The following is a 25,908-nucleotide window of genomic DNA, read 5'->3' on the forward strand; positions in this document are numbered from 1 at the left end:
GTCGGAGGGTGGGAAGGCGGCAACCGGCAGGATCTTACGCGACCGGCTCCCTCGTCATCAGGCGCGCGGCGGCGCCGTGGTGTCGCCGATGTGCAGCGTGCTCGTGAAGTCGACCGACTCGGGCACCTCGCCCGACAGCATGCGCACGACCGCCTCGCCGGCGGCGCGACCCTTGTCGGCCGACGGCTGGTCGAGCGTGGTGAGGTCGTGCTGCAGGCCGTCGACGCGGATGCCGTCGAAGCCGAGCACGCTGAGGTCGCCGGGGATCGCGAGGCCGAGCTCCTCGGCGGCGCGGATCACGCCGGCGGCGAGCAGGTCGCTCTGCGCGATGACGGCGGTGGGGCGATCGGCCGGGTCGACGTCGAGCAGGGCGAGGGCGGCCTCGCGCCCCTCCTCGATCGAGCTCGTGCCGGCGGCCACGGCGGGCGCGTCGGGGAACACGTGCCGGGCGCCCGCGAGCCGTTCGAGGGTGACGGCGGTGGTGCCGCGCGCCTCGAGCTCGGGGGTGACGGGCCCGCGGGTGTGCTCGGCGTCGAACGGCAGGGTGACGATCGCCACGCGGCGGTGGCCGAGCTTGTGCAGGTAGTCGGCGCCGCGGCGGGTCGCCTGCTCGTTGTCGATGGTGATCTGCGGGATGTCGTCGCCGGCGGCGCCCTCGATCGAGACGGTCGGGATGCCCCGTCGGCGGAGCGCCTCGACGGACTGGTCGAGGCGGGGGCTGCAGCCGATGAGCACGACCGCGTCGACGGGCGCGCTGTCGATCGAGACGGCCGCGTCGTCGCCGAAGGCGGTGAAGAGGAGCAGGCCCGCCTTGAGCGGCGCGATGCCCTCGGAGATGCCGTCGAGGGTGCGGATCTTCACCGGGTCGAGGAAGGCGGCTCGCACGCGCTCCTCGAGCACGACGCCGACGATGCCGCTGCGGCCCTGCCGGAGGGACCGGGCACGCGGGTCGGGCCCGGCGTAGCCGAGTTCGGCGGCGGCGGCGAGCACGCGCTCCTTCGTGGCATCCGACACCGGCCCTGAGCCGCTGAAGGCGATCGACGCGGTCGATGCGGAGACGCCCGCCTTGGCGGCGACGTCGGCGAGCGTCGGATGACGCGGGGACTCGGGGCACATGGCTCGGCTTCGCTCCTCGGGGCGGCCGTCGGCGGGTCGCCGACGCGCCGATCATACGCTATGCTGCTCGAATCGATTCGAGTCGAATCGATTCGAGCCTGTAATCCCGCGTCACCGCGCCAGAGTCACCGAGGTGAAGATGCCCGAGCCGACCCCCACCGATAGCGTTGAGGTCGTGGACTCCGTCGAGCCCAACGAGACCCGCACCACCCGCACCCCGCGCGAGCTGCGCGCGTGGCGGAACGCGGTGTTCGCGATCTTCTTCTTCTCCGGGCTGAGCCTCGCGAGCTGGGTCGCCCGCCTCCCCGCGATCCGCGACTTCACCGACCTGAACACGCAGGGCGTCGGCCTCGTCATCCTCACCGGCTCGATCGCGTCGGTCGTCGGCCTCGTCGTCGCCCCGATCGTGCTCGCCCGCTTCGGCCCCCGCATCGGCATGGCCGCCACCCTCGTGGTCGTCGCCGCGGGCCTGGTGTTCGTCGGCCTCGGCGGCTCGGTCGTGCCGTCGATCCCGCTGATCATCGTCGGCCTCATGCTGGCCGGCTTCGGCAACGGCGCCGTCGACGTCATCATGAACGTCGACGCGGCCGAGGCCGAGCGCGAGATCGGCCGCACGATCATGCCGCTCATGCACGCGTTCTTCAGCTTCGGCACGGTCGCCGGCGCCGGCCTCGCGGCCCTCGCCTCGGCGATCAAGTTGCCCGTCGCGCCGCACCTCGCGATCACCGCGGTCATCATCGCCGTCGGCGCGATCATCGCGGTCCGCTTCGTGCCGCGGCGCACCGAGCTCGGCGACCCCGCGGCCCGCGAGCAGGCGACGGATGCCTCGGAGCCCCGCATGCCGTGGACCGAGCGGCTCCGCCGCAACCTCTCGGTGTGGGCCGACCTGCGCCTGCTCGCCATCGGCCTCGTGATGCTCGCGATGTCGTTCGCCGAAGGCAGCGCGAACGACTGGATCGCCCTCGCCGTCGTCGACGGCCACGGCTTCGACCCGACGACCGCCGCCATGGTCTTCACCGTGTTCACCATCGCCATGACCGCGGCCCGCGTGCTCGGCGGCCCGATCCTCGACCGCTTCGGCCGCGTGCCGGTGATCCGCGTGGAGGCGGTCATCGGCGTCGCCGGCCTCGCGCTCTTCATCTTCGGCACCGAGCTGTGGATGCTCCTCCTCGGCACCGTGCTGTGGGGCATCGGCGCCTCGCTCGGGTTCCCGGTGGGCATGTCGGCCGCCGCCGACGTGCCCGACCGCGCCCAGGCGGCCGCCCGCGTGTCGGCCGTGGCGATGATCGGCTACACGGCGTTCCTCGTCGGCCCGCCGTTCCTCGGCCTGCTCGGCCAGCACTTCGGCATCCTGAACGCCCTGCTCCTGCTGCTCGTGCTCATGGTGATCGCGGTCTTCGCGGCGCCGGCGGTGCGGGAGCGCAGCGGTCGTCGCGGCGCGACCACGGTGCCGGCGGTCGAGTAGCGACGGAGGCGCATCGAGACCCCCGGGTGGTGATCGCGATACCGGCGCTGCGCGCCTCCTCGCTCACGGGGTCGGGCGGTACGAGAGGTACACCCACCCGTTGTCGAACCGGCGCTCGTCGACGAGGTCGAGGTCGAGCCGCGCGCCGTCCGGCAGCGCCCGGGTGCCACCGCCCACGATGACGGGCAGCACGTAGAGGGAGATCACGTCGAAGGCCCCGGCGCGGAACGCGTCGGCCGCCAGGGTCGGGCCGCCGAGCTCGACATCCCGATCGGATGCCTCGGCGAGCGCGCGCGCCTCGCCGACGTCGAACCGCCGCTCGAGCCGCGTGCGCGCCGTCGTGATCTCGGACTCGGGCAGCGACGTCGAGTAGACCACCTTGTCGGCGTCGTGCCAGATGGCGGCGAAGCCGGCCATCGCGCCCGCGTCGTCCCCGAGGTCGAGCGTCTCCCAGACGCGCATCGTCTCGTAGAGCCGCCGACCGAACAGGAACGTGCCGACGCCGGCGAGGCGGTCGTTGATGAACGCATGCACCTCCTCCGACGGCGTCGACCAGTCGAAGCTGCCGTGTTCGTCGACGACGTAGCCGTCGAGCGAGGTCGAGAAGGAGTACACGAGCCGGCCCATGGCCGGCATTCTGCCCCGGGCCGCCGTCGGCCGCCACACCCGCCTACACTCGAACGGTGCGTCTCGTCATCGCCCGCTGCTCCGTCGACTACGCGGGGCGCCTCTCGGCCCACCTCCCGCTCGCCACGCGACTGCTGATGGTGAAGGGCGACGGCTCGCTCCTCGTGCACTCCGACGGCGGCAGCTACAAGCCGCTGAACTGGATGAGCCCGCCGTGCACGCTCGCGGCCTCGGAGCCCGACGACGACCAGCGCGCCGCCGGCGTCACCGAGCTGTGGACGGTGACGCACAAGAAGACCGCCGACCGCCTGATCGTGTCGATCCACGAGGTGCTGCACGACTCGAGCCACGAGCTCGGCATCGACCCGGGCCTCCAGAAGGACGGCGTCGAGTCGCACCTCCAGCAGCTGCTGGCCGAGCAGATCGGCCTGCTGGGCGACGGCTACGCGCTGGTGCGCCGCGAGTACATGACGGCGATCGGCCCGGTCGACATCCTGGCGACGGATGCCTCGGGCGCCTCGGTGGCCGTCGAGCTGAAGCGTCGCGGCGACATCGACGGCGTCGAGCAGCTCACGCGCTACCTCGAGCTGATGAACCGCGACCCGCGACTGGCGCCGGTGACCGGCGTCTTCGCCGCGCAGGAGATCAAGCCGCAGGCGCGGACCCTCGCCGAGGACCGGGGCATCCGCTGCGTCGTGCTCGACTACGACGCGATGCGCGGCGTCGAGAGCGGCCACGCGCGCCTGTTCTGAGCCGACCGCGGGCGGCGATGCCGGTCGCTGGCGCGCAGGCGCCGGCTAGCGCTTCGCGCGGTACTCCTCGAGCAGGTGGCCGGGGATGCGGCCCCGGTCGCTGACCTGGTGGCCCTGGGCGCGGAGCCATTCGCGGGCCGCGCGCAGCTCGTCCTTGGCGTTGCGGCTGCCGGCCGGGGCGACGGCGCGGCGGGCGCCGCCGGTGGTGCGGCCGGCCTTCACGTAGGGCGCGAGCAGGTCGCGCAGCTCACCCGCGTGCTCGCGGGAGAGGTCGATCTCGTAGCTCGTGCCGTCGAGCGCGAAGCGCACGGTCTCGCCGGCGCCGTCCTCCAGCGTCGTGCCATCGAGGTCGTCCACGACCGTCACGATCACTTCCGTCTTGCGTGCCACCCTCGGGGCCCCCTTCAACCAGCGTCTTCGAATCGGCTTCGATCAGCCCGAACCTACCCGAAACCGGCTCCGCGTCGCGGATCGCCTCGCGGGAGCGCGCACACCGACCCGCGCACTTCCTGAGAATCGCTCACAGAGGCCTTCACTAAGATGCTCCGGTGACCTCCCCCACCCAGACCTCCACCGCGACGCCCGCGACGACTGCGACGACGCAGCCGCGCCTCGCCCCCACGCGCACCTGGTCCGCCGTGCTCTTCGACCTCGACGGCACCATCGTCGACTCGGCCTCGGACATCACGGCCTCGCTCGCCTACACCTTCGCCACGATGGGGCTCCCCGTCCCCGACGAAGAGGCCCTGCGCGCGTACGTCGGCCCGCCGCTGCTCGACAGCTTCCGCATGACCGCCGGCTTCAGCGAGGCCGACGCCTGGGCCGCGCTCGAGATCTACCGCGAGCACTACGACCGCCACCTGCTGAACTCCCCGGTCTTCCCCGGCGTCGCCGGCGTGCTCCAGCGCGTGCACCAGGCCGGCATCCCCCTCGCGCTCGCGACGTCGAAGCCCGAGTCGATGGCCCGCCTCGTGCTCGAGCACAACGACCTCGCCCGGTTCTTCACCGTGATCGCCGGCGCCAGCGAGGACGAGGAGCGCAGCACCAAGGCCGACGTCGTCGCCGAGGCGCTCCGCCGCCTGCAGGCCGAGGGCGTCGACACCGCGCACGCGGTCATGGTCGGCGACCGCGGGTACGACACCCTCGGTGCCCTGGCCAACGGCGTGCCGACGGTCCTCGTCGAGTGGGGCTACGGCTCGCCCGCGGAGGCGGCCGACACGCTCGCGGTCGTGCACTCGGCCGACCAGCTGCGCCAGCTGCTCGTCGGCTGAGGCCGCTCAGCCGTCCCTAGCCCCGGTCAGCCGTCCCGGGCCCGGTCAGCCGCCCCAAGCCCCCTCAGCCGTCGGTCACCTCGACGGTGAACGAGACCGAGTCGTCGGTCTCGGCGTTGTGCAGCGTCACGTCGGTCGACCCGACCTCGAGCGCGGTCAACCCGGGATTGAACTGCGCCGAGCCGTCGTCCTTCCCGGGCGTGAACTCGACGATCGCCGGATCGGCGATATCGGCCTCCCACGCCGTGAAGGTCTCATCGTCGCCCGTCAGGTCGATCGTGCCCCCGAGCGGCACCTCGACCGTGGTGCCGTCGACCTCGCCGAGGTCGACGATGACGGGCGGCAGGGCCCCCGCCGTCGTGGCCGGCGCCGTGTCGTCGGCCGACCCTCCTGACGAGCATCCGGCGAGCGCGAGCCCCAGGCCGAGCGCCGCCGTCATGGTGAGCATCGCCACGCGCGCGCGTCGAGCCATCCGTACCACCCCCTGAGGCGGGCATCCCCCGAGGCCCGTCCCGAGCAGGCTACGCCCCGCGCGACGCGCGGCGCCAGCCGCGGGAGGCGTAGATTACGCCTCCACCCGGCAGAGGGGAAGAGCGGCGGTGTCGCGGATTTCCTGCGTATCCGTGCAACAGACCGTCACCATTTGACTCGACGCGCATGTTTCGAGCGTCGCGCGCCGATTCCCACCGTTTCCATAGGAAGCGCTTCCCCCGTATTGGGGCTGGGGGTGAGGATGCCTCTCGTGCCCGCCCATCGACGGGCACCGCTTCGTGCCACCGCGGGCAACCCCGGCGGGGGCACTCCGGAGGGAGATGCATGTCTGGAAGGAAGTCTCGCGCGGGAACCCGCGCGATCGCCACCGTCCCGATCGTCGCGCTCGTGGCCGCGGGCCTCGTGACGTCGATCGCGGCACCGGCGAGTGCGGCGTCGGCGCCCGCGCCGTCGCCGGTGATCGGTGCCGACGAGTACTACATCAACTACGTCGAACCGCAGGTCGAGCAGGCGTTCGCCGATGACGTCGCCGTCGGCGACGAGGCGCAGGCCCTGAAGGAGGCGACCGCCGTCGATCGCGCGGAAGCGGTCGACCAGAAGTTCGCCGAGGGCAACCCGATCGCCGCCGCCGGCCTCGCGAAGGCGGAGTCGAAGGCGATCCAGACGGGCCAGAGCCCGAAGGACCTGCGCGACAAGATCCTGAAGAAGTTCAAGGACCTCTGGAAGAAGTGGAAGGCGTCGAAGGCGCCCGACTACAAGCAGGCCGAGGTGACCCAGGAGGCGAAGCTCCTCACGATCCTCGTCGAGTTCGACGAGAACGCGCAGGACGACTTCACCGGCGAGTACGTGCCGACGGAGTTCGGCGCGACCGAGTGCAAGCCCGGCGACGTGCAGAGCGGGCCGCTCCACAACACGCTGCCGAACCCGGCCGACCTCGACCGCGACGACAACAACTCCATGTGGGTGCCCGACTTCTCGAGCGCGTACTACAACAAGCTCCTCTACTCGAAGGAGGGCATCACCGAGCGCATCCGCAAGGACCTGAAGGGACCCGACGGCAAGAAGGGCGTCGACATCTCGGGCTACACCATGCGGAACATGTACGAGGAGATGTCGCAGGGCGCCTACACGGTGACCGGCGCGGCGACCCCGTGGATCACGGTGCCGCATTCCGAGGCGTACTACGGCGCGACGCTGTGCCACCAGAACGAGGAGGGCGTCTGGGAGGCCGGCCCCATGCAGGACATGCAGGGCCACCCCGACAACCCGCTCGGCCCCGGCCAGCTCGCGATCGACGCGGTCCACGCCCTCATGGCGCAGGACCCGGGCTTCCCGATCGGCGACTACGACGTCGAGGACCAGGGCGACCGTGACAACGACGGCAACCTGTGGGAGCCCGACGGCGTGATCGACCACGTCGTGCTCGTGCACGCGGGCGCCGACAAGTCGGGCGGCGGCGGCGACCAGGGCACCTACGCCATCTGGGCGCACTCGTCGGCCGTTCCCGGCGGCGCGGACATCCCGGGCACCAGCCTCAAGATCTCGAACTACATCGTGCAGCCCGAGGACTCGGGCGTCGGCGTGTTCGCGCACGAGTACGGCCACGACCTCGGCCTGCCCGACCTGTACGACACGTCGAACGCCGGTAACAGCGACATCGACTTCTGGGACCTCATGAACTCGGGGTCGCACTCGGGTCCGATCTTCCAGTCGATGCCGACGCACATGGGCCTCTGGGACAAGTGGGTGCTCGGCTGGGCCGACCCGCTCGTGGTGAACCCCGGCGACCCGAAGCTCGACGTCACGGTCAGCCAGAACTCCCGCCCGATCAAGGGCCAGGAGGACGGCGTGAAGATCAACCTGCCCGACAAGATCGTCACGCTGACGACGCCGCACTCCGGTGAGGGCACCTGGTACACCGGTGCCGACCAGGACTACGGCGACATCCGCCTGAGCCGCACCTTCGACTCGGTCCCGGCCGACGCGAAGTTCTGGCTGTGGAGCGACTACGTCATCGAGCAGGACTGGGACTTCGGCTTCATCGAGGTCTCGACCGACGGTGGCACCACCTGGGTCGACCAGCCCGTCTTCAACGAGGACGGCTCGCTCGCGACCACGCCCGCGGACTACCCGGACCCGAACGGCAACCTCCGCGGCTGGTTCGAGCGCGAGCACGGCCTCACGGGCACGACCGGGGGCTGGGCGCACCAGTACGTCGACCTGTCGTCGTTCGCCGGCGACCAGCCGGTGAGCGTGCGCCTGCGTCTCGCGACCGATGCCGCGTTCCAGGAGCGCGGCTGGTTCGCCGACGACTTCAGCCTCGTCGCCGGTGACGGCACCGTGGCCTGGAGCGACGACGTCGAGTCGGGCACCGACAACGGCTGGACGAACGAGGTCGCCTCGTGGGCGACCACGACCGGCCCCGGCTGGCGGATCGACTCGGGCACCTCGACGAAGGCGCAGTACTACCTCGTCGAGTGGCGCAACTTCGACGGGTTCGACCAGGGCCTGCAGTACGCGTACGACACCGTCTACCAGGACGAGCAGGGCGCGTGGAAGGTCGACAAGATCAAGTACAACGCCCCCGGCGCGCTGATCTGGTACCGCGACACCACGTACGGCAACTCGAACCAGGTGCGCACCAACGTGACGACGCTCCCGAGCGTCGGCGCCAAGGGCGGCCTGCTCCTGGTCGACAGCCACTTCGACCCGCTGCGCCGCACCGGCGACGCGGCCGTGGTGGACACGTCGGCGCTGAACAACATGCCGTCGCGGGCGCAGTCGTCGAACGTGGCGTTCGGCCTGACCAAGACGTACCCCTTCCAGGAGTGCGTGGTCGACGCGAACTACGCCGAGTACTGCACCAAGGTGAAGGCCCAGTCGCCGGTGAGCACGTTCACCGACGACCAGGGTTGGGTGCCGGGCCTGGAGTACCGCCCCGACCTGCTCCCGATCACCGGGAACGACCTGTACCACCGGTACGTCGACGGGTCGGTCGTGGTGCCCTCGGTCGGCAACGCGCCGTACTCGACGCGCATCGTCGATGCGAACGGCCAGCTCATCCCCGAGCTGTTCGGGCTCGACCTGTTCGGCATCGGCTCCCTCACCGGCACGGGCAACCCCGCCGATGACGGGGTCGGCTACGGCACGGTCGTGCAGGTCAAGAAGACCGGCAAGAACAACACCTCGGCGGTGATCTCGATCACGCCGCCGAAGGCGGGCTGACCCACTCGGCCCTCCTGCACGGCGAGGCGCCGGCCCTTCGGGGTCGGCGCCTCGTCGCCGTTTCGGCCGGTGGTTTCGACAGGCTCAACCACCGAAGGTGGTGGTCTCGACAGGCTCGACCACCGACTCCGCGGCGCGCACGAAGGCATCGCGCACGGATGCCCCGTCGAGCGCGTTGCCCACGAGCATGGCGTCACGCAGCAGCACGAGCACGGCGGCCGCGTCGTCGGGGTGGGATGCCCCGGCCGCGGTCAGCACCTCGGCGAGCGTGCCGCGGAACCAGGCGCGGTGCGACGCCACGATCTGCCGCACGTCGCTCTCGGGGTCGGGGTACTCGGCGGCGGCGTTGATGAACGGGCAACCGCGCGTGTGGTACCGCTCGGCGTCGTCGGCGATGCCCTCGATGATGAGCTGCAGGAGCTCGCGCGGGTCATCCGTCTGCGCTCCCGCGGCGGCGAAGTAGCCGCGGATCGTCGCGTCCTCGCGGTCGAGGTAGGCCGCGACGAGGGCCTCCTTGCCGGCGAAGTGGCGGTACATCGTGGCGCGGGTGACGTTCGCGTCGGCGAGCACGCGGTCGACGCCGACGCCGTGGATGCCCTCGCGGTAGAACAGGTCGGCGGCCGTCGTGAGCAGTCGCTCGCGTGCGGCCGAGGCGGGGGCCGTGCTGGTGTCCATGCCATCAACATTACTAGAACGTTCTTTCTCTTTTCTGGGAAGGGGCCGAGCGTCCCGTGCGGTTAGGATCGCCGTCGACACGAGGAGGTGCCGTGGCCGACCAGACCGCGCAGCGCACGCACGAGCGCGAGCTCACCGAGCCCGTCTCGCTCACCGGCTCCGACGGGCGGCTGAACCGGGCGGCCGTCGGCTGGTCGAGGCATCCGCTGCACGACACCTCCGGCATCGCCCGAGGCGCGACCGCCTGGGGGCGCAACAAGCGCTGGGAGTACTGGGGCGTGACCTCGCCCGACGTGATCGCGGCGGTCACGGTCGCGACCCTCGACTACGCGACCATGTGCCAGGTGTGGGTGCTCGATCGCGCGACCGGGGAGGCGATCGACCGGTCCGCGGTGACCCCGCTCTCGCGCGGCGTGACGCTGCCGCGCTCGCTCCGCGACGGCGGCGCCGCCCGTGCCCGCGTACCGGGCCTCGAGATCGACCTCGAGGAGCTTCCCGACGCCGGCACCCGCATCCGCGCCCGCACCGACCGCGTTGAGATCGATGTCGTCGCCGAACGGCCCGCCGGTCACGAGGCGCTCGGCGTGGTCGTGCCGTGGAGCGACCGGCGCTTCCAGCACACCGTCAAGGACGTCGCGCGGCCCACCCGTGGCTCGCTCGTGATCGACGGCCGCGAGGTGCCGCTCGCCGAGGGCGAGAGCTGGGCCGTGCTCGACCACGGGCGCGGGCGCTGGCCGTACTCGATGCGCTGGCACTGGGGCGCGGCATCCGGCATCGAGGGCGGGCGCCGCCTCGGCCTCCAGCTCGGCGGGCTGTGGACCGTCGGCACCGGCATGACCGAGAACGCCCTCTCGGTCGACGGACGGCTCACCAAGCTCGGCGACGAGCTCGACTGGCGGTTCGACCCCGCCGACCACCTCGCGCCGTGGACGATCACCGGCCCCGGCGTCGACCTCGTCTTCACGCCGTTCCACGACCGCCACGCGCGCACGGCGCTCGGCGTCATCCACTCCGAGACGCACCAGTGCTTCGGCACCTACGCGGGCGAGGTGACGGATGACTCGGGTCGGGTCATCCGCATCGAGGCGCTCCTCGGCTGGGCGGAGGTCGTCAGGAACCGCTGGTGACGGCGACGCGCTGGCGCCGCCGGTCGGCGAGGCGCAGCAGTGCGAGCTGGAGCACGAGGGTCAGCACGGCGCCGAGCACGATCGACGACAGGTTGATGCCGAGCTGCATCGTCGAGGTGCGCACCTGGTCCCACTCGCCGGCCGTCACGGCCAGGGCGATGGCGCCGGCAGCCGGCACCGTGGTCACCGAGATCAGCACGCCGATGAGCGCACCCGACTTCGCCGACGTGAGCGACAGCATGCCGGCGATGCCCGCGAGGAACGCCACCACGTAGCTGAGCGCGTCGGGCTGCCAGATGAACTCGGTGAGCGGATGCTCCTCCGCGAACGGGTTCTCGGGGAACACCCCGATCAGCTTCAGGAGCTCGGCGAAGCCGATCGTGACGACGATCGCGAACACGTACCCCGTCAGGAGCGTCGCCGCCGAGCGGAGCACCACCTTCCACCGCCGGCGCACGAGCCCGACGGAGAGCGCCGCGAGCGGGCCGAAGTCGGGGCCGACCACCATCGCGCCGACGATGAGGATCGGCTGGTCGGAGACCACGCCGACCGCGGCGATCATCGTCGCCACGGTCATGAACGCGAGGAACGTGCCCGACAGACGCACCTCGTCGTTCGTGCGGGCCTCGACCTCCTCCCACACGACCGCGTCGTCCTCGCCGCCGAACCGCAGCCGCTGCCGCCTCCGGCTGATCGGGTCGATCGCGAGGTCGAGGTGCTCGGCCGAGATCGAGCCGCGGTCGCCGAGTCCCACGTCGTGCAGGGCCGCGAGCAGCGGGCTGGCCGCGTCGCGCTCGACGTCGCAGAGCACCACGTCGCCCTGCGGGCGGCGCGCGGCGCCGGGCAGGACGACCACGTTCGACACCGCGTCGGATGCCTCGAGCACCTCGTCGACCGCCGAGCGCAGGTCCTCGGGGACGACCAGCCGGACATGCAGCACGTCGCCAGTGTCGCGCACGCGGCAGCATCCCCCGCCTCGGCGCGCGGCACGTACGCTGGTGCGATGGCAGAACCGTCGCCCGCCCCGTTCACCTCCCCGCTCGCCGAGTCGCTCGCGACCGACCTGCTCGCCCGGTTCGGGCGCTACGTGCGGGTCGGCACGCAGTCCGACCGCGACAGCGACACCCAGCCCAGCTCGGCGCGCCAGCTCGACCTGCAGCGCGTGCTCGTCGACGACCTGCTCGCGCTGGGGCTCGACGACGCGCGGCTCGACGAGCACGGCTACGTGACCGCCACGCTGCCGGCGACCATCGACGCGGCCGACGGGCCCGTTCCGGTCATCGGGCTCATCGCGCACGTCGACACCAGCCCCGACGCCCCGGGCGACGGCGTCGAGCCGATCGTGCACCGGCTCTACGACGGCGGGGTGCTCGAACTGCCGCGCGGCGGCACGGTGCTCGACCCCGAGCAGATGCCCGACCTGCGGAACCACGTCGGCCACGACCTCGTCACGAGCTCCGGCGACACGCTGCTCGGCGCCGACGACAAGTCGGGGGTCGCCGCGATCCTCACCGCGGTCGCCCACCTCATCGCGCACCCCGAGCTGCCGCGGCCCACGCTGCGCCTCGCGTTCACGCCCGACGAGGAGATCGGCTTCGGCACGCGGAAGTTCGACGTCGAGGCGTTCGGCGCGCTGTGCGCGTACACCGTCGACGGGTCGGAGCTCGGCGAGCTGCAGGACGAGACCTTCTCGGGCGCCCAGGCGGTCGTCGAGATCGAGGGCCACGACGTGCACCCCGGCTTCGCGACCGGCAAGCTCGTCAACGCGGTGCGCCTCGCCGCCCAGGTCGTCGCGGCGCTGCCCGCCGACCGCACGCCCGAGCGCACCAGCGGCCGCGACGGGTTCATCCACGTGTTCGACGTGCACGGGTCGGCCGCGCACGCGACCATCCGCGCCATCCTCCGGGACTTCGACGACGCCCTGCTCGCCGAGCACGGCGACCTGCTGCGCCGCACGGTCGAGGAGGTCGTCGGCCGCGAGCCCAAGGCCCGCGCGACCGTCGAGATCACGCCGCAGTACCCGAACATGCGCAGCTACGTCGACGAGTTCCCGCTGGTGACCGAGGCCGCCGAACAGGCCCTCCGCGCCGAGGGCATCGAGCCGCTGCGTTCCGCGGTGCGCGGCGGCACCGACGGGTCGCAGCTCAGCGCGGCCGGCCTGCCGACGCCGAACCTGTTCACCGGCGGGCACGAGTTCCACTCGGTGCGCGAGTGGGCGTCGGTGCAGGAGATGGCGGCGGCCGCCGCCACGGTCGTGCGACTCGCCGAGGTGTGGACGACGCCCGACTACCGGGCGGCGACGCGCGGCTGACGGGCCGGCGCGGGCGGCGACGCGCGGCCGGCACGCTCAGCGCACGAACCGCACCTCGGTGATCTGCCACTGGTCGTCGAACTTCTCGGCGCCATCGAGCTCGAACCCGTTGCGACGGTAGAACGCATGCGCCCGCGGGTTGCGGTCGAGCGCCCAGAGGTAGGCCGGCCGGTCGCCGATCGCGGCGTCGAGCAGCGCCTGCCCGACGCCGGTGCCGTGGACGTCGTCGAGCGTGTACAGGCCCTCGAGCTCCAGGTCGCGCGGCCCGTCGGCGTCGCGCCCGGCGCTCGTGTTCGCCCAGCCCACGACGCCGCCGCCCTGCTCCGCCACGTGGATCGCCATGCGGTGGAAGCCCGCGGGCGGCGCGAAGCGCCCCTCGGCGATGGCGAGGTTCGCCGACCACACCATCACCCGGTCGCGGAGCGTCCACGCCTCGACGAGGTCGCGACGCACGAGGCCCGGTTCGACGTAGGTCGTCTGGTGGCTGTCCCAGTGCACCCGGGCGATGCCGGGCGCGTCGGCGACGGTGCCCGGGCGGATCGTGAACGCGGTCATCCGACGAGGCTAGCGCCGCGGCGCGCATCGGGCGCGGGTCGCGGCGCGGTCGGTGGCGGTCAGGCGCGGACGAGCCAGCCGTCGACCAGGCGGTCAGGCGCGGACGAGCCAGCCGTCGACCAGGCGCTCGGCCGCGAGCCGGAACTCGGCGTCGTCGCCGTCGCGGAGGCCCAGGCGTGCGGAAGCCTCGCCGACCGGGTGCGGCGGCGCGTCGCTCCAGAGGGCGGGTGCGGCGTCGACGGATGCCCCGCTCCACGCCGTCTCGAGGGCGACCTGCCCGAGCACGCCCGCCAGGAGCGCGTGCGCGGCACGGACGGCGTCGTCGCCGGGTGTCGGCGCGGCCGAGGCACGCAGGCCCGAGACATCCGAACCGGCGGCGTCTCCCGAACCGGCGACCTTGAAGTCGGCACCGAGCCGCTCCACCAGCGCGAGCGCCCGCGGCCCGTCGAGCGGGGCGCTCGTGACGAGCACGATCGCGCCGGGGTGGTCGCGGAGGCGCTGCCGGAGGGCCACCGCGGTCCCGACCAGGCGGGCGCGCGCGGCCCCCGCGGCGGATTCGCCCGAGGCATCCGTCTCGCCCGAGGCATCCGTCTCGCCCGGGGCATCCGAGGCGACGCCCGCGAGCAGCTCCTCGACCATGGCGCGCAGCAGTGCGTCCTTCGAGTCGAAGTACGTGTACATCGCCGTCGGCGTGAGGCCGACGGCGGCCGCGACGCCGCGCACCGAGACGCCGGCGAAGCCCTTCTGCTCGAACAGCTCGAAGGCGGCCTGCAGGAGGTCGGACTGGCTGAGGCTGCGGCGGGGACCCGGCTTCATTCCTCGCGCACCGCGTCGAGCGCCGACTCCAGCGCCGAGATGACCTCGGGCGCGTCGGGCTCGGTGTGCGGGCGGAAGCGGTGCACCTCTCGGTCGGGCGTGACGAGGAACTTCTCGAAGTTCCAGGTCACCCGGCCGGCCTTGCCGGAGGCATCCGGGGTCTTCTTCAACTCCGTGTAGAGCGGGTGCTCCTTGCGGCCGTTGACGCGCACGCGGTCGACGATCGGGAACGTGATGCCCCACGTCGTCGAGCAGTACTCGGAGATCGCCTCGTTCGTCGACAGCTCCTGCAGGAACTGGTTGCTCGGGAAGCCGATCACGGTGAGCCCGCGGTCGCCGTACTCCCGCTGCAGCGCCTCGAGCTTCTCGTACTGCGGCGCGAGCCCGCAGCGCGAGGCGACGTTGACGATCAGCACCGCGCGCCCCTCGTAGTCGGCGAGCGAGCTGGTGGTGCCCTGCATCGTGGTGAAGGGGATCTCGTCGAGAGCGGTCACGCGCCCCAGCCTACGTCCGTTCGGGGCGTCAACGGGCGCCCGCGCCCGCCCGGACGGCGGCCTCGGTGCGGCTGGATGCCCCGAGCTTGCGCAGGATCGCCGACACGTGCACGCTCGCCGTCTTGCCGCTGATGAACAGCCGCTCGCCGATCTGCCGGTTGCTGAGGCCCTCGGCGATGAGGTCGAGCACCTGGCGCTCGCGAGCGGTGAGCTCCGCGACCGGGTCGGATGCCTCGTCGCCGCCCCCGCCCGGCACGGCGACCATCACGTGGGCGACGAGCCCCGCCGACCGCGCGAACGCCTCGGCGTGGTCGCGGACGAGCCCGATGCCCGTCTCCTGGGCGACCCGGATCGCGTCCTCGACCGCGCCACGGGCGCCGACCCGGTCGCCGGCCGCCAGGCGGGCCCGGGCGAGCCCGAGCCGCGCGTGCGACCGCAGCACCACCGGCGAGTCGGAGCGATCGGCGGCTTCGACCGCGGCGGCCCAGGCGTCGACGTCGTCGGCCTCCGCGAGCTCGGCCTCGAACATGGGCACCCAGGTCGGCCGGGTGGGCCACCGCGCGGCGTCGAGCAGGCTGCGCATCCGCGCTTCGAGCGCGTCGACCTCGGCCTCGGAGACGCCGGCGAGCTCGGGCTCGCGCCGGGCCGCGGCGACCACCCGGCTCCCCGCCCACAGGTACGGCAGCGCGTAGCCGGCATGCGGCACGTGCTGCTCGCCGAACAGCCAGCGCAGGTCGTGCACGGCGCCGGCGAGGTCGCCGGTCTCGAGCGCGAGCTCGGCGAGCACGCGGCCGACGCCGAGGCGCGCCTGCAACTCGACGTCCATGACGGCGTTGAGCCCCGACCGGGCGCCACGGAGCGCGGCGACCGCCCCGCTGACGTCGCCGCGCCAGAGGATCGACCAGATGCGGGCGCGCTGCACGTACATCTCGAACGACGTCGACGGCACGAGGCTCAGCGAGCGCTCGATGAGCCGGTCGGCGCGCTCCCACTCGCCGAGCGCCATCAGCGGGTCGATCGCGTTCGACGAGAGGATGACGCCCGAGCTGCGCTCGAGCCCCTCGTCGCGCGAGCGCTCGAAGCCCTCCTCGGCGAGGCGCAGCGCCGCCGGGAAGTCGCCGATGAGGTGCCGGAGGTCGCTCGCGTTCACGAAGTACCTGAGCAGCGCCGGACCGTCGTCCTCGGCGAGCTCGCGCGCACGCTCGAGCTGGGCGAGGCCCCGCTCGACGTCGCCCTGCTCGGCGATGCTGATCGCCGCGATGTTGGTGCCGATGGAGCGGTAGCGCTCGGAATCGATCTGCTCGGCGACCGCGACCGCCTCCTCGGCGACCCGGATGGACTCCTCGACGGAGCCGTCGATCATGAGCCGCCCGGCGAGCCCGGTGAGCACGGTCGCACGCTGCAGGAGGGCGTCGGCCGGCAGGATCTCGAGCGCGCGCCGGAGCAGGGCGACCGACCCCGGTCGCGCGAGGTTCGCGAGCACGAACGCCTGGTCGCGGAGCAGGCGCGCGACCTGCGGGTCGTCGGCCGGGCACTCGGCGAGCGCGGCCTTCACGAGGGACAGCGCGCGTTCGCTCTCGCCGGCGTTGCGGAGGTAGGCGGCCGTGCGCCCCATGAGTTCGATGCGGCCCATGCCGCCGAGGGTCTCGGCGTCGGGTACGACGTCCCACAGGGAGAGCGCCCGCTCGCCGAGCTGCGCGGCGGTCGCGAACGCGGCGGACGAGCGCGCCTCGAACATGGCCTGGATCGTGGCCGGGTACGCGCGGACGGCGTCGTGCGCGCCGAGCCAGTGGTACGAGATCTCGGCGGCGACCCGGCGGCGACCGCCCGACCGTTCGTACGCCTCGGCGTACCGCGCGTGGAAGCGGGCCCGCTCCCCCGGCAGCAGGTCGGCGAGGATCGCCTCGCGCACGAGGGCGTGCCGGAAGGCGTAGTCGTCGCCCTCGATGGTGAGCACGCCGCCGAGCACGGCCTCACGTGCGCCCGCGTCGAGCGCGTCGGGCTCGCCTGCGTAGACCTCGGCGAGCAGGCCGTGCGGGATGCGCACGCCGCCCGTGGCCACGAGCCGCAGGAGCTCCTGCGCCCCCTCGGACAGGCGCTCGTACCGGGCGAGCAGGAGGTCGCGCAGGGTGTCGGGCAGCGCCTCGTCGTCGCGGCAGCCGTCGATGCTGACGAGCTCCTCGATGAAGAACGGCACGCCCTCGCTGCGGCGCACGATCGACTCGACCGCCTCCTCGGCGGTGTCGACGGAGATCAGCGAGCGCGCCAGCTTGGTCGTCTGGGTGAGGGTGAGCCGGGCGAGGTCGCGGCGCCCGACGCGGCGGTCGCGCTCGACCTCGCTGAGGAACCCGCGGAGCGGGTGGCCACGGCCCACGTCCTCCGTGCGGTAGCTCATCACGAGCAGCACGCGGCCCGAGGTGAGGGCGCGCATGAGGAAGCGCAGCAGCGCCAGGCTCGCGGCGTCGACCCAGTGCAGGTCCTCCACAACGAGCACGGTCGCGCGCTCCTGCGAGGCCGACTCGAGCAGCACGGCGATCGCCTCGTGCAGCCGGCCGGCGGCGGCCGCGCCGTCGAGCGTCGTGGAGGCGGCGTCACCGCCCTCCTGGCCGAGCTCGGGCAGCAGCGCCGTGAGCGCGGTGCGACCGGGGCCGACGGCGTCGAGCGCCGCCTCGGCGCCGAGCTCGCCCACGAGGGCGCGCAGCGCGGTCTTGATGGGCGCGTACGGCGAGGCGACGCTCCCGAGGTCGACGCACTGGCCGATCAGGTACCGCACCTCGGGGTCGAGCCGGCCGCGGAACTCGCGGAGCAGCCGGGTCTTGCCGATGCCGGCCTCGCCGGCCAGCACCGCCGTGCGCGGTGCGCCATCGCGCACCTCGGCGAGGAGGTCTTCGAGCCACGCGAGGTCGGCCTGCCGACCGACCATGGCGGGGACCGCCGTGGGGGTGATCACACCCTCATCGTGCCACGCCCCGCCGACACCAGCGGCGGTCGGGAACAGGATGACCTGCCCGCCCGCCGGGCGATCCCCGGCGGGCGACGAGGTGCTCACCGCATCGCTCACCGCAGGGCGAGCCGCGGCACGCGGAACCCGTGGCGACGGCGGTGCTCGACGGGCTCCTCGGCGGCGTCCTCGGCGATCCGCTCCAGGTGACGGCGGCGGATCTCGAGCTCCCGGTCCGAGCGCTCGAGCAGCCACTCGTGGGCGTGGATGACCTCGAAGTCGGTGGCGTACAGCATGGGTTCCTCCTGGTCGTTCCGATACCTCCAGCGTGCTCGCTGAGGTATCTGCGGCTCATCGGGCGATCGCCGAATTTCCGCCGTGCGTTCGACGGTGAGCGGGCGCGGCGGGTAAGCCGCGGGTGCCGGCGCCAAGCCGGCCGGGCGTTCAGGCCGGGCGGACGGGCGTGCCGCGGTAGCCGTCGGAGCCGACCTGGCGGATGGCGCCGACGATGCCGGCGACGGCGAGGGCGCCGAGCACGAGCATGAGTGCGAACATGGCCTGACCTCCTTCCTGGTCTTCCCTGGTTCCGGTGGTTTCGGTGGGATGCTTCCAGCGTCCTCGCTGAGGTGCCTGCGGCTCATCGGGCGATCGCCGTATGTTCGGCGGGCGCCGCCTCAGATCTCCGCGAGCCTGCCTCCGCGCGTGCCGATCCGGCGCACCGACCCGGGCACCGGGAGCGTCGCCGGGGTGGAGCCGGAGGGGATCGGCGTGCCCCATGCCGGAGCGAGCGGGACGACGCCGGCCCAGACCTCGCGGTCCTCGCCGTCGTCGTCGGCCTCGCTCGGCCCGCCGGCCCGGGCCTTCATCACGACGTCGTCGAGCGCGAGTCGCAGCACCGCGGTGCCCGCGACCTCCTTGCGGGTGTTGGCCCGCACCTCGGCGCCGCGCCCCGGGATGAGGCGGTCGCCGAGGGCGTCGAGCGCGGCCGCCGGGTCGTCGACGCGTTCGAGCACGCCGTACACGACGGCGCTGCGGTAGTTCATCGAGCTGTCGTAGAGCGACCTCGCGACGACGACGCCGTCGAGCGAGGTGATCGCGAACGCGACCGGCGCGCGGTCGGCCACCGCCCGGAGGACGAAGCCGCTGCCGGTCGATCCGTGCAGCAGGATCTCCTCGCCGACCCGCGCGTACGCGGTGGGCACGACCAGCGGCACGCCCTCGACCACGACGGCGAGGTGCCCGACGAGCTGCTCGTCGAGGAGCTCGAAGAGGGCGTCGCGGTCGACCACCTGGCGCTCGGCCATGCGGCGGATGCGTCGGGCGGGGCTGGATTCGGGCAGGGCGTCGATCGTGGTCATGCACCCAGTGTCGGGCGCATACTGGTCGTACCGGCAGACCAGTTCCACCGGAACCGACCAGACCAGTCGCACCCACCAGATCGGAGGCCGGCGATGGACGGCCCGCTCCTCGTCATCGACCGCGACGACACCCGCCCGCTCGGCGTGCAACTCGTCGACGGCTTGCGGCGGGGCATCCTCGCCGGCGCCCTCCGCCCCGGCGACCCGGTGCCCTCCACCCGCGCCCTCGCCGCCGAGCTCGGCGTCTCCCGCAGCTCGGTCGTAGCCGCGTACGACCAGCTCGCCGGCGAGGGCTACCTCGAATCGCGGCAGGGCGCGCCGACGGTCGTCGCCGAGCTCGAGGCGCGGCCCGCCGACGCGGTGCCGGTCGCCCGCGGGACGTCCACCGGCGCCACGGGGAGCGCGGCGGTCGCGGCGGCAGTCGCGGCGGCGGCGGCCGGCGACGCGTCGGCACGCGGGTCGGAACGCGGGTCGGAACGCGAGCCCGAGCGGCCGCCGGGCGCCGTGGCGGCCGACAACCCGACCGCGGCAGGCGCACGGGCGGGGCATCCGATCGTCGACCTCCAGCCGGGCGTGCCCTCGACCGCGCGGCTCGACACGCGGGCCTGGCGGGCGGCCTGGCGCCACGCCGCCGTAGCCGAGCCGGTGGCACCGGTGGCACCTCCCGGGTTCGGGCTCCCCGAGCTGCGCGAGCAGCTCGCCGACCACCTGCGGCGGGCCCGCGGCATCGCCTGCACCGCCGCCGACGTCGTCGTGACCGCGGGCACCGGCGAGGCCCTGGCACTGCTGGCCGCCGCGCTGACCGGGTCGGCCGTCGACCCCGCGACGACGCGCCGCACGCCCAGGGTCGCCGTCGAGGACCCCGGCTACCCCTCGGCCCGCCGCACGCTCGAGCGACGGGGCATCCGCACCGTGCCCGTGCGCGTCGACCGCGACGGGCTCGACCTCGCGGCGCTGCGCGCGACGCCCGGCCCGTTCGACGCGGTCATGGTGACGCCCAGCCACCAGTACCCGCTGGGCGGGCGGCTGCCGGTCGCCGACCGGCTCGCCCTGCTCGACTGGGCGGGCGAGCACGACGCGATCGTCATCGAGGACGACTACGACAGCGAGTACCGCCACACCGGCACGCCCCTGCCGGCGCTCGCGAGCCTCGACACGGGCCGGGGCCTCGGCCGCACGGTGCTCGTCGGCAGCCTGTCGAAGGTGCTGACCCCGTGGCTGCGCCTCGGCTGGATCGTGCTGCCCGACCGCCCGGCGCTCCGCGCCGCGATCGCCGGCATCCGCCGCGACGAGCACTCGCCCGTCTCCGGGGTCGTGCAGGCGGCGATGGCGGAGTTCATCGCCTCCGGCGCCCTGCGACGGCACATCGCCGCGAGCCGCCGCGCCTACGGCCACCGCCGCCGGCTCGTCGCCGAGGCGCTCGGCGACCTGCCGGGGGCACCGCTCACGGCACTCGACGGCGGCCTGCACGCGGTGCTCGAGCTGCCCGACGAGGCATCCGCCCACGCCGTCGTCACCCGCCTCGCCGACGCGGGCGTCGCCGTCGCGCCGCTCGCGTACTACGCCGACAGCGCCCCGGCGGTGCACCACGGGATCGTCATCGGGTACGCGGCGCCGACCGACACCGGGCTCGGGGAAGCGCTTGCGCGGATCCGCGCCGAGGTGCTCCGCGCCCTCGACACGGGCGCGGGCACGGCCCTAGGCTGACCCGGACCGCGCCCCTGCAGCGCGGTGATCCGGACAGTGCGGTGGAGGGCCGATGGTGCGGCGTGGCGATCGACGAGCCCGGGGGCGGCGTCGCGGACGGACGGGCGGCGCGATCCCGACCGCCCTCGGAATGCTCGGCGCGACCGCCCTGCTGCTGACCGGCTGCGCACCCGCCGGCCCGCCGCCGGTGAAGACCGTGATGGTCACGGTCACGCCGACGCCCACTCCCACTCCGACACCCACTCCGACTCCGACCCCGCCACCGGCCGCCGAACCCGCGCCCGCGCCGGCTCCGCCGCCCGTCCCGAACGAGGCCGCGCCCGTCTACGAGCCGGGCCCCGCGGTCGACACCGGGCCGATCACCGGCGCGACGGGCACGCCCGTCGTCGACGGGTCGGGCATGCCGGTGCGGTACGTCGTCGTCGCAGGCGACAGCTTCTTCGACATCGCGCAGCGCTTCGACCTGCCGCAGCAGCAGTTGCTGCGCATGAACCCGCAGGTGCCGAACTTCGGCGAGACGGTCTACATCGGCGACGAGATCAACCTCGACTGGACGAAGGTCGGGCTCGGCTGACGCCCGGCCGCGTCGCCTAGGGTCGTGGGCGTGGATGTCGTCATCGCGCCGTGGAGCCCCTGGCCGCTCGTGTTCCCCGCGATCGTGCTCGCCGCGGGCGTCGTGCTGACGTTCGTCGGAACCCTCCGCGAGCGCCGCTGGGCCCGCGACCTCGGGATCATTCTCGTCGTGCTCGGCGGCCTGTCGGCCGTGACCGTGCTCGGCTTCGCGAGCGGCACCTGGGACCAGGAGCAGCGCCGCGCGGCGCTCGTGCAGATCGGCTACGAGGAGCCCACGTTCTCGGGCGGGACGGGTATCGTCGGCAGCATGACGCCCGGGGAGATCGACTTCCGCGCGGTGCGCGACGGCGAGGCCGTCACCGGCACGCTGGTCCCGCTCGGCGGCGACCGGTGGCAGGTCGTCGAGGACGACGCGCCCGCCGACGGGGAGTGACCCGGGCCGAGGAGGCCGCATGCCCGAGCAGCTCATCACCATCGCCGCCTGGAACCCGGCACCGCTCATCGCACCGGCGGTGCTGGGGATCCTCGCGATCGCGATGTCGATCGCGGGCACGCGGCTGCGGCTCAAGCCGCTGCGCGAGGCGGGGTACGTCGCGTTCATCGTCGCCGGCTTCGCCGTCGCGGCCATGTGGTGGTCGCTGTCGGGCATGTGGGACACGAGCCAGCGCGAGCGGGCGCTCGAGGCACTCGGCTACGAGTCGCCGACGTTCCAGGCCTCCGCCGCGATCGCCGGCGAGGACCTCCCGCCGTGGGGGTTCCACGCCGTCCGCGACGGCGCGCGCGTGCGCGGCGTCCTGCACCACGTGGAGGGCGAGCAGTGGCGCCTCACCGAGGTCGAGGTGGAGCAGGAGGAGGCCGAGGACTGAGGGCCGGGATCGGGGGCTGAGCTGGGGCTGAGGGCCGGGCCGGGCTGGGGTTGGGTTGGGTTGGGCGCCGCTGGACTGTGGCTGGGCTGGGTCTGGGGCTGGGCGCCGCTCAGGCGAACAGCGCCTGGCCCACGTACTCGCCCTCGGCGACCCCGCCCGGCACCGCGAACACGGCCGAGCCGACGTGCTTCAGGTACTCGTTCAGGCCGTCGGCCGCCAGCGTGCGCTGCACGTCGATGAACTGCTGCGGCGACCGCTGGAACGAGATGAAGAACAGGCCGGCGTCGAGCCGCCCGAGCGCGTCGTTGCCGTCGACGAAGTTGTAGCCGCGGCGCAGCAGGCGCGTGCCACCGTTCTGCGACGGGTGCGCGAGTCGCACGTGCGAGGTCGTCCCGATGAGCGGCGCGCCGGTCGGGCCCTCGGACTCGAAGTCGGGCTCGGTGAACTCGGTGCCGCCCGAGAGCGGCGCGCCCGAGCCCTTGGCGCGGCCGACGAGCGACTCCTGCTCGCCGAGCTGCACCCGGTCCCAGTTCTCGATGATCATGCGGATGCGCCGCGTCACGAGGTAGCTGCCGCCGACGAGCCAGGCGGGCTCGTCGGATGCACCGACCCAGACCTGCTCGTCGACGGTCTGCGTCTCCTCGGCCTTGACGTTCGCGGTGCCGTCCTTGAAGCCGAACAGGTTGCGCGGCGTCGCCTGCGCGGTCGACGTCGACGACGTACGGCCGAACCCGAGCTGCGACCAGCGCAGGCTCGCCCGCCCGAACGCGATCCTGCTGAGGTTGCGGATCGCGTGCACCGCGACCTGCGGGTCGTCGGCGCACGCCTGGATGCACAGGTCGCCACCGGTGCGCTCGGGTTCGAGGGCGTCGCCCTGGAAGCGCGGCAGCGGCTCGAGCAGCGACGGACGCCGGGCGGCGAGGCCGAAGCGGTCGGTGCCGTCCTCGGCGACGAACAAGGTCGGGCCGAAGCCGAACGTGATCGTGAGGCCGGAGGCCGGCAGCCCCTGCGCCTCGCCGGTGTCGGCCGGGGGCGCGTAGTCCGACCCGCCGACGGCGCCGCCCTCCTCGACGTCGAGCCCCTGCGTGAGGCGTGCGGCCGCGTCGGTCCAGTCGGCGAGGAGCTCGATGAGCCCGTCGCGGTCGACCGACGCCGCCACGTCGAACGCGGCGAAGTGCAGCCGGTCCTGCGCCGGGGTCACGATGCCCGCCTGGTGCTCGCCGTGGAACGCGTACGCGCGGGTGGCACCGGAGGCGCCGGCCGAGGCATCCGCTCCCCCGCCGGCGACCGCCGAGGCGACCGCCGCCGTGGTGCCCGCGCCGACGACCGCACCGGCCGCGCCGGCGCCGAGGTAGCCGAGCAGGCCGCGGCGGGTGACGCCGCGGCGGTCGGCACCGCCGTCGGCCGCGTCGCTCGGCTCGCGCTCGTCGGCCATCAGACCCCGAGGACCGTCGCGGTCAGCTGCGAGAGCGGCTCGGCGAGCGCGTTGACCGCGTCGGAGAGCGCCTTCTTGTCGGCGTCGGTCAGGGTCGCGTAGTCGACGAACCCGGTCTCGATCGAGCCGAACGAGGCGAGCTCGGCCTCGAGGGCGGCGAACTGCCCGTCGATGTCGGCGGCGAGCGCGGTGCCCTCGTCGCCCTTCGACTCGGCGAGCGCACGCACCGCGCCGAAGGCGACGCCGGCGCCCTGCACGTTGGCGGCGAAGTCGGTGAGGTCGGTGCCGCTCCACCAGTCCTCCTCGCCGGTGATCTTGCCGGCGGCGACCTCGTCGAGCAGCGCGATCGCGCCGTTCGGGATGTCGGCGAGCGAGACCGAGAAGCTCGGGTCGGTGACGAGCTCGTGCAGCTCGGTCACGTCGGCGACGAGGCCGTCGGCGAAGGCCTGGCGCTGCTCGGGCGTCGACGGCGCCCAGCCGGCGAGCGCGTCCTGGCCGTCGGAGTTGAGGTCGCCGGCGACGGGGGCCCAGAGATCCTTCTCGATGCGGTGGAAGCCGGTCCAGTCGATGCCGTCGGCGACGGCGTCGACCTCGCGGAAGTCGATCTTCGGGTCGAGGTCGCCGAACGCCTCGGCGGTCGGCTCGATGCGCTCGTACGAGACGCGCGTCGAGGCGAACAGGGCGCGCGCGGTCTCGTCGTCGCCGGCCGCGTAGGCGGCGGCGAACGCCTCGACCTGCGGGAGCAGCTCGCCCACCTGCGAGCGCACGTACGCGAGGTACTCGGTGACGGCCTGGTCGGCGAGCTCCTGCTCGTCGGCCGAGACGGCGGATGCCTCGCCCGTGACGGTGAACTCGGCGAGCCCCACGGGCGCCCCGACCTGTTGGAACTTGCAGGCCGTGTAGTAGGTGCCGGGCTCGAGCTGGGCGACGAAGTCGACCTTCTGCCCGGGCGTGACGTTCTCCTTCTCGCCCACGATGCGGAGCTGGTCCTCGGCGAGGATCTCGAACTCGTTCACGTCGGTGCCGGTGTTCGCGAGCGCGAACGTCACGGCCCCGGCGGTCGCGGTCGGCGTCGCGACGGCGCAGCCGTCATCGGTGATCGCCACGTCGATCGCCGACGCGAGGTCGGACTTCGCGACGCACCCGGTGAGGGTGAGGGCGGTGAGCGCGGTCACGGCGACGGAGGTCGCGAGGGCGCGGCGGTTCATCGGGGCTCCTTCGAGGGGTGTGCGCGACGCCGGGCGTCAGTGCACGATCGCGACCGCGGGGACGGCGGCCGGGGCGGGCTTCGCGGCGTGGCGCCGCTTGAGCATGACGAGGTACAGGGTTGTCGTGACGGCCACGTATGCGACCCAGGCGATCACCTGGGCCCACGTGGGCTGCGGGGTGAAGTTGAAGATGCCGCCGAGCAGGCTGTCGAGCCATCCGCCCGCGGGCACGACGGGGGTGAGGTCGTAGGCCGGTACGCCCGAGCCGGGGATCACGGATGCCTCCTGCAGGTCGCCGACCCCGTAGGCGAGCACGCCCGCGGCGACGAGGATCAGGAAGAGCCCGGTCCAGGTGAAGAAGGTGCCGAGGTTGAACCGCACGAGGCCCTTCGCGATCGCCCACGAGATGACGATCGCCGTGGCGATGCCCGCGAGCGCGGCGACCGTGCCGACCACGGGGTCGCTGCCGCCGGCGACGTTCGCCCAGACGAACAACGCGGTCTCGATGCCCTCGCGGCCGACCGACAGGGCGCCGAGCAGCACGAGCGCCCACGCGGTGCCGCCGACGGCGACGTCGACGCGGCCGCGGAGCTCGCCCGAGAGGGTGCGGCCGTGCGTGCCCATCCAGAAGATCATCCAGGTCACCATCGCGACCGCGACGAGCGAGAGCACGCCGCCGAGGATCTCCTGCGCCTGGAACGTCATCGCGTACGGGCCCCAGGTGAGCAGGGCACCGACGCCGAGCGACACGGCGACCGCGATGCCGATGCCGGCCCAGAGGCGGCCGCGCAGTTCGCGGCGTTCGATCCGACTCAGGTAGGCCAACAGGATGCCGACGATGAGGCCTGCTTCGAGGCCTTCGCGAAGTCCGATGAGGTAGTTGGCGAGCACGGG

At 73.4% G+C, this 25,908-nt stretch carries 25 protein-coding genes; 10 read left to right on the forward strand and 15 right to left on the reverse strand.

Translation table 11 applies throughout. The features are described from left to right. Nucleotides 1-57: 57 nt before the first annotated feature. Nucleotides 58-1,116, reverse strand: coding sequence for a LacI family DNA-binding transcriptional regulator (locus ACGGZK_RS03025; RefSeq protein ID WP_395244789.1), 1,059 nt, complete (start codon nucleotides 1,114-1,116; stop codon nucleotides 58-60). Between the two features lie 175 nt (nucleotides 1,117-1,291). Here ACGGZK_RS03025 and ACGGZK_RS03030 point away from each other — a divergent pair, with 175 nt between their 5' ends. Then, nucleotides 1,292-2,581 carry an MFS transporter gene (locus ACGGZK_RS03030; protein WP_395244790.1) on the forward strand — a complete coding sequence of 430 codons (1,290 nt, stop codon included), beginning with the start codon at nucleotides 1,292-1,294 and terminating at the stop codon, nucleotides 2,579-2,581. A gap of 63 nt (nucleotides 2,582-2,644) precedes the next feature. Here the strand turns inward: ACGGZK_RS03030 and ACGGZK_RS03035 are convergent, their stop codons facing one another. Further along, nucleotides 2,645-3,208: a dihydrofolate reductase family protein gene (locus ACGGZK_RS03035; protein WP_395244791.1), complete on the reverse strand. Its 564-nt coding sequence runs from the start codon at nucleotides 3,206-3,208 to the stop codon at nucleotides 2,645-2,647. 56 nt (nucleotides 3,209-3,264) lie between these two features. On the opposite strand from ACGGZK_RS03035, the gene nucS reads away from it, so the two are divergent. After that, nucleotides 3,265-3,960 carry an endonuclease NucS gene (nucS, locus tag ACGGZK_RS03040; protein ID WP_395244792.1) on the forward strand — a complete coding sequence of 232 codons (696 nt, stop codon included), beginning with the start codon at nucleotides 3,265-3,267 and terminating at the stop codon, nucleotides 3,958-3,960. A 45-nt stretch (nucleotides 3,961-4,005) separates the two neighbouring features. On the opposite strand, the gene ACGGZK_RS03045 is transcribed toward nucS, so the two are convergent. Continuing rightward, the gene (locus tag ACGGZK_RS03045) at nucleotides 4,006-4,326 is read right to left on the reverse strand and encodes an Lsr2 family protein (protein WP_395244793.1); all 321 of its coding nucleotides are present in this window, start codon (nucleotides 4,324-4,326) and stop codon (nucleotides 4,006-4,008) included. 182 nt (nucleotides 4,327-4,508) lie between these two features. Here ACGGZK_RS03045 and ACGGZK_RS03050 point away from each other — a divergent pair, with 182 nt between their 5' ends. Beyond that, the gene (locus ACGGZK_RS03050; RefSeq protein ID WP_395244794.1) at nucleotides 4,509-5,231 is read left to right on the forward strand and encodes an HAD hydrolase-like protein; all 723 of its coding nucleotides are present in this window, start codon (nucleotides 4,509-4,511) and stop codon (nucleotides 5,229-5,231) included. Between the two features lie 64 nt (nucleotides 5,232-5,295). On the opposite strand, the gene ACGGZK_RS03055 is transcribed toward ACGGZK_RS03050, so the two are convergent. Then, nucleotides 5,296-5,703, reverse strand: a complete 408-nt coding sequence (locus ACGGZK_RS03055) for a hypothetical protein (protein ID WP_395244795.1) — start codon at nucleotides 5,701-5,703, stop codon at nucleotides 5,296-5,298. 344 nt (nucleotides 5,704-6,047) lie between these two features. Between ACGGZK_RS03055 and ACGGZK_RS03060 the strand changes: the two genes are divergently transcribed. Continuing rightward, nucleotides 6,048-8,948: an immune inhibitor A domain-containing protein gene (locus tag ACGGZK_RS03060; protein WP_395244796.1), complete on the forward strand. Its 2,901-nt coding sequence runs from the start codon at nucleotides 6,048-6,050 to the stop codon at nucleotides 8,946-8,948. Nucleotides 8,949-9,032: 84 nt separating this feature from the next. On the opposite strand, the gene ACGGZK_RS03065 is transcribed toward ACGGZK_RS03060, so the two are convergent. Beyond that, nucleotides 9,033-9,623 (reverse strand): TetR/AcrR family transcriptional regulator, encoded by a 591-nt coding sequence (locus tag ACGGZK_RS03065; protein WP_395244797.1) that lies wholly within the window; start codon nucleotides 9,621-9,623, stop codon nucleotides 9,033-9,035. Between the two features lie 92 nt (nucleotides 9,624-9,715). Between ACGGZK_RS03065 and ACGGZK_RS03070 the strand changes: the two genes are divergently transcribed. Further along, the gene (locus tag ACGGZK_RS03070; protein WP_395244798.1) at nucleotides 9,716-10,750 is read left to right on the forward strand and encodes a DUF2804 domain-containing protein; all 1,035 of its coding nucleotides are present in this window, start codon (nucleotides 9,716-9,718) and stop codon (nucleotides 10,748-10,750) included. Here ACGGZK_RS03070 and ACGGZK_RS03075 read toward each other — a convergent pair. Continuing rightward, entirely contained in the window at nucleotides 10,734-11,708 is a 975-nt protein-coding gene (locus tag ACGGZK_RS03075) for a TIGR00341 family protein (RefSeq protein ID WP_395244799.1), read from the reverse strand. The genes ACGGZK_RS03070 and ACGGZK_RS03075 overlap by 17 nt on opposite strands. Nucleotides 11,709-11,753: 45 nt before the next feature. On the opposite strand from ACGGZK_RS03075, the gene pepT reads away from it, so the two are divergent. Then, nucleotides 11,754-13,061 (forward strand): peptidase T, encoded by a 1,308-nt coding sequence (pepT, locus tag ACGGZK_RS03080; RefSeq protein WP_395244800.1) that lies wholly within the window; start codon nucleotides 11,754-11,756, stop codon nucleotides 13,059-13,061. A gap of 36 nt (nucleotides 13,062-13,097) precedes the next feature. Here pepT and ACGGZK_RS03085 read toward each other — a convergent pair whose 3' ends face one another. From ACGGZK_RS03085 to ACGGZK_RS03110, 6 genes are all read right to left on the reverse strand, one after another. Then, a complete protein-coding gene (locus ACGGZK_RS03085; RefSeq protein ID WP_395244801.1) occupies nucleotides 13,098-13,616 on the reverse strand; it encodes a GNAT family N-acetyltransferase in 519 nt (172 codons plus the stop codon). Nucleotides 13,617-13,709: 93 nt separating this feature from the next. Beyond that, on the reverse strand, nucleotides 13,710-14,432 hold the full coding sequence (locus ACGGZK_RS03090; RefSeq protein ID WP_395244802.1) for a TetR/AcrR family transcriptional regulator: 723 nt from the start codon (nucleotides 14,430-14,432) through the stop codon (nucleotides 13,710-13,712). Next, complete coding sequence (locus ACGGZK_RS03095) at nucleotides 14,429-14,893, reverse strand: glutathione peroxidase (protein ID WP_395246031.1); 465 nt, start codon at nucleotides 14,891-14,893, stop codon at nucleotides 14,429-14,431. The genes ACGGZK_RS03090 and ACGGZK_RS03095 overlap by 4 nt, the downstream gene beginning before the upstream one ends. A gap of 61 nt (nucleotides 14,894-14,954) precedes the next feature. Continuing rightward, nucleotides 14,955-17,876, reverse strand: coding sequence for an AAA family ATPase (locus ACGGZK_RS03100; RefSeq protein WP_395244803.1), 2,922 nt, complete (start codon nucleotides 17,874-17,876; stop codon nucleotides 14,955-14,957). A 107-nt stretch (nucleotides 17,877-17,983) separates the two neighbouring features. Then, on the reverse strand, nucleotides 17,984-18,163 hold the full coding sequence (locus tag ACGGZK_RS03105; protein ID WP_395244804.1) for a hypothetical protein: 180 nt from the start codon (nucleotides 18,161-18,163) through the stop codon (nucleotides 17,984-17,986). 378 nt (nucleotides 18,164-18,541) lie between these two features. Then, nucleotides 18,542-19,225, reverse strand: a complete 684-nt coding sequence (locus ACGGZK_RS03110; protein WP_395244805.1) for a pyridoxamine 5'-phosphate oxidase family protein — start codon at nucleotides 19,223-19,225, stop codon at nucleotides 18,542-18,544. A gap of 93 nt (nucleotides 19,226-19,318) precedes the next feature. On the opposite strand from ACGGZK_RS03110, the gene ACGGZK_RS03115 reads away from it, so the two are divergent. The 4 genes from ACGGZK_RS03115 to ACGGZK_RS03130 all read left to right on the forward strand — a co-directional run bounded on the left by ACGGZK_RS03115 (nucleotide 19,319) and on the right by ACGGZK_RS03130 (nucleotide 22,371). Further along, nucleotides 19,319-20,932, forward strand: coding sequence for a PLP-dependent aminotransferase family protein (locus ACGGZK_RS03115; protein WP_395244806.1), 1,614 nt, complete (start codon nucleotides 19,319-19,321; stop codon nucleotides 20,930-20,932). A gap of 130 nt (nucleotides 20,933-21,062) precedes the next feature. Beyond that, on the forward strand, nucleotides 21,063-21,506 hold the full coding sequence (locus ACGGZK_RS03120) for a LysM peptidoglycan-binding domain-containing protein (protein WP_395244807.1): 444 nt from the start codon (nucleotides 21,063-21,065) through the stop codon (nucleotides 21,504-21,506). 30 nt (nucleotides 21,507-21,536) lie between these two features. Beyond that, entirely contained in the window at nucleotides 21,537-21,938 is a 402-nt protein-coding gene (locus ACGGZK_RS03125; protein WP_395244808.1) for a hypothetical protein, read from the forward strand. Between the two features lie 19 nt (nucleotides 21,939-21,957). After that, nucleotides 21,958-22,371, forward strand: a complete 414-nt coding sequence (locus ACGGZK_RS03130; protein ID WP_395244809.1) for a hypothetical protein — start codon at nucleotides 21,958-21,960, stop codon at nucleotides 22,369-22,371. Nucleotides 22,372-22,480: 109 nt separating this feature from the next. Here ACGGZK_RS03130 and efeB read toward each other — a convergent pair whose 3' ends face one another. The 3 genes from efeB to efeU are packed head-to-tail and all read right to left on the reverse strand — an operon-like array spanning nucleotide 22,481 to nucleotide 25,905. Continuing rightward, complete coding sequence (gene efeB, locus ACGGZK_RS03135) at nucleotides 22,481-23,806, reverse strand: iron uptake transporter deferrochelatase/peroxidase subunit (protein ID WP_395244810.1); 1,326 nt, start codon at nucleotides 23,804-23,806, stop codon at nucleotides 22,481-22,483. Further along, the gene (efeO, locus tag ACGGZK_RS03140) at nucleotides 23,806-25,014 is read right to left on the reverse strand and encodes an iron uptake system protein EfeO (RefSeq protein ID WP_395244811.1); all 1,209 of its coding nucleotides are present in this window, start codon (nucleotides 25,012-25,014) and stop codon (nucleotides 23,806-23,808) included. Before efeO ends, efeB begins: the two co-directional genes overlap by 1 nt. Before the next feature lie 36 nt (nucleotides 25,015-25,050). Continuing rightward, nucleotides 25,051-25,905 carry an iron uptake transporter permease EfeU gene (gene efeU / locus ACGGZK_RS03145; RefSeq protein WP_395244812.1) on the reverse strand — a complete coding sequence of 285 codons (855 nt, stop codon included), beginning with the start codon at nucleotides 25,903-25,905 and terminating at the stop codon, nucleotides 25,051-25,053. Between the last annotated feature and the right edge of the window lie 3 nt (nucleotides 25,906-25,908).

The sequence above is a fragment of the Agromyces sp. MMS24-K17 genome, from assembly GCF_043950245.1.
Lineage (GTDB): Bacteria > Actinomycetota > Actinomycetes > Actinomycetales > Microbacteriaceae > Agromyces.

Coding starts and splice junctions, on each gene's coding strand:
- ACGGZK_RS03025 (WP_395244789.1), bottom strand. CDS start 1,116: ATGTGCCCCGAGTCCCCGCGTCATCCGACGCTCGCCGACGTCGCCGCC.
- ACGGZK_RS03035 (WP_395244791.1), bottom strand. CDS start 3,208: ATGGGCCGGCTCGTGTACTCCTTCTCGACCTCGCTCGACGGCTACGTC.
- ACGGZK_RS03055 (WP_395244795.1), bottom strand. CDS start 5,703: ATGGCTCGACGCGCGCGCGTGGCGATGCTCACCATGACGGCGGCGCTC.
- ACGGZK_RS03060 (WP_395244796.1), top strand. CDS start 6,048: ATGTCTGGAAGGAAGTCTCGCGCGGGAACCCGCGCGATCGCCACCGTC.
- ACGGZK_RS03065 (WP_395244797.1), bottom strand. CDS start 9,623: ATGGACACCAGCACGGCCCCCGCCTCGGCCGCACGCGAGCGACTGCTC.
- pepT (WP_395244800.1), top strand. CDS start 11,754: ATGGCAGAACCGTCGCCCGCCCCGTTCACCTCCCCGCTCGCCGAGTCG.
- ACGGZK_RS03085 (WP_395244801.1), bottom strand. CDS start 13,616: ATGACCGCGTTCACGATCCGCCCGGGCACCGTCGCCGACGCGCCCGGC.
- ACGGZK_RS03090 (WP_395244802.1), bottom strand. CDS start 14,432: ATGAAGCCGGGTCCCCGCCGCAGCCTCAGCCAGTCCGACCTCCTGCAG.
- ACGGZK_RS03095 (WP_395246031.1), bottom strand. CDS start 14,893: ATGCAGGGCACCACCAGCTCGCTCGCCGACTACGAGGGGCGCGCGGTG.
- ACGGZK_RS03105 (WP_395244804.1), bottom strand. CDS start 18,163: ATGCTGTACGCCACCGACTTCGAGGTCATCCACGCCCACGAGTGGCTG.
- ACGGZK_RS03110 (WP_395244805.1), bottom strand. CDS start 19,225: ATGACCACGATCGACGCCCTGCCCGAATCCAGCCCCGCCCGACGCATC.
- ACGGZK_RS03115 (WP_395244806.1), top strand. CDS start 19,319: ATGGACGGCCCGCTCCTCGTCATCGACCGCGACGACACCCGCCCGCTC.
- ACGGZK_RS03120 (WP_395244807.1), top strand. CDS start 21,063: ATGCTCGGCGCGACCGCCCTGCTGCTGACCGGCTGCGCACCCGCCGGC.
- ACGGZK_RS03130 (WP_395244809.1), top strand. CDS start 21,958: ATGCCCGAGCAGCTCATCACCATCGCCGCCTGGAACCCGGCACCGCTC.
- efeB (WP_395244810.1), bottom strand. CDS start 23,806: ATGGCCGACGAGCGCGAGCCGAGCGACGCGGCCGACGGCGGTGCCGAC.
- efeO (WP_395244811.1), bottom strand. CDS start 25,014: ATGAACCGCCGCGCCCTCGCGACCTCCGTCGCCGTGACCGCGCTCACC.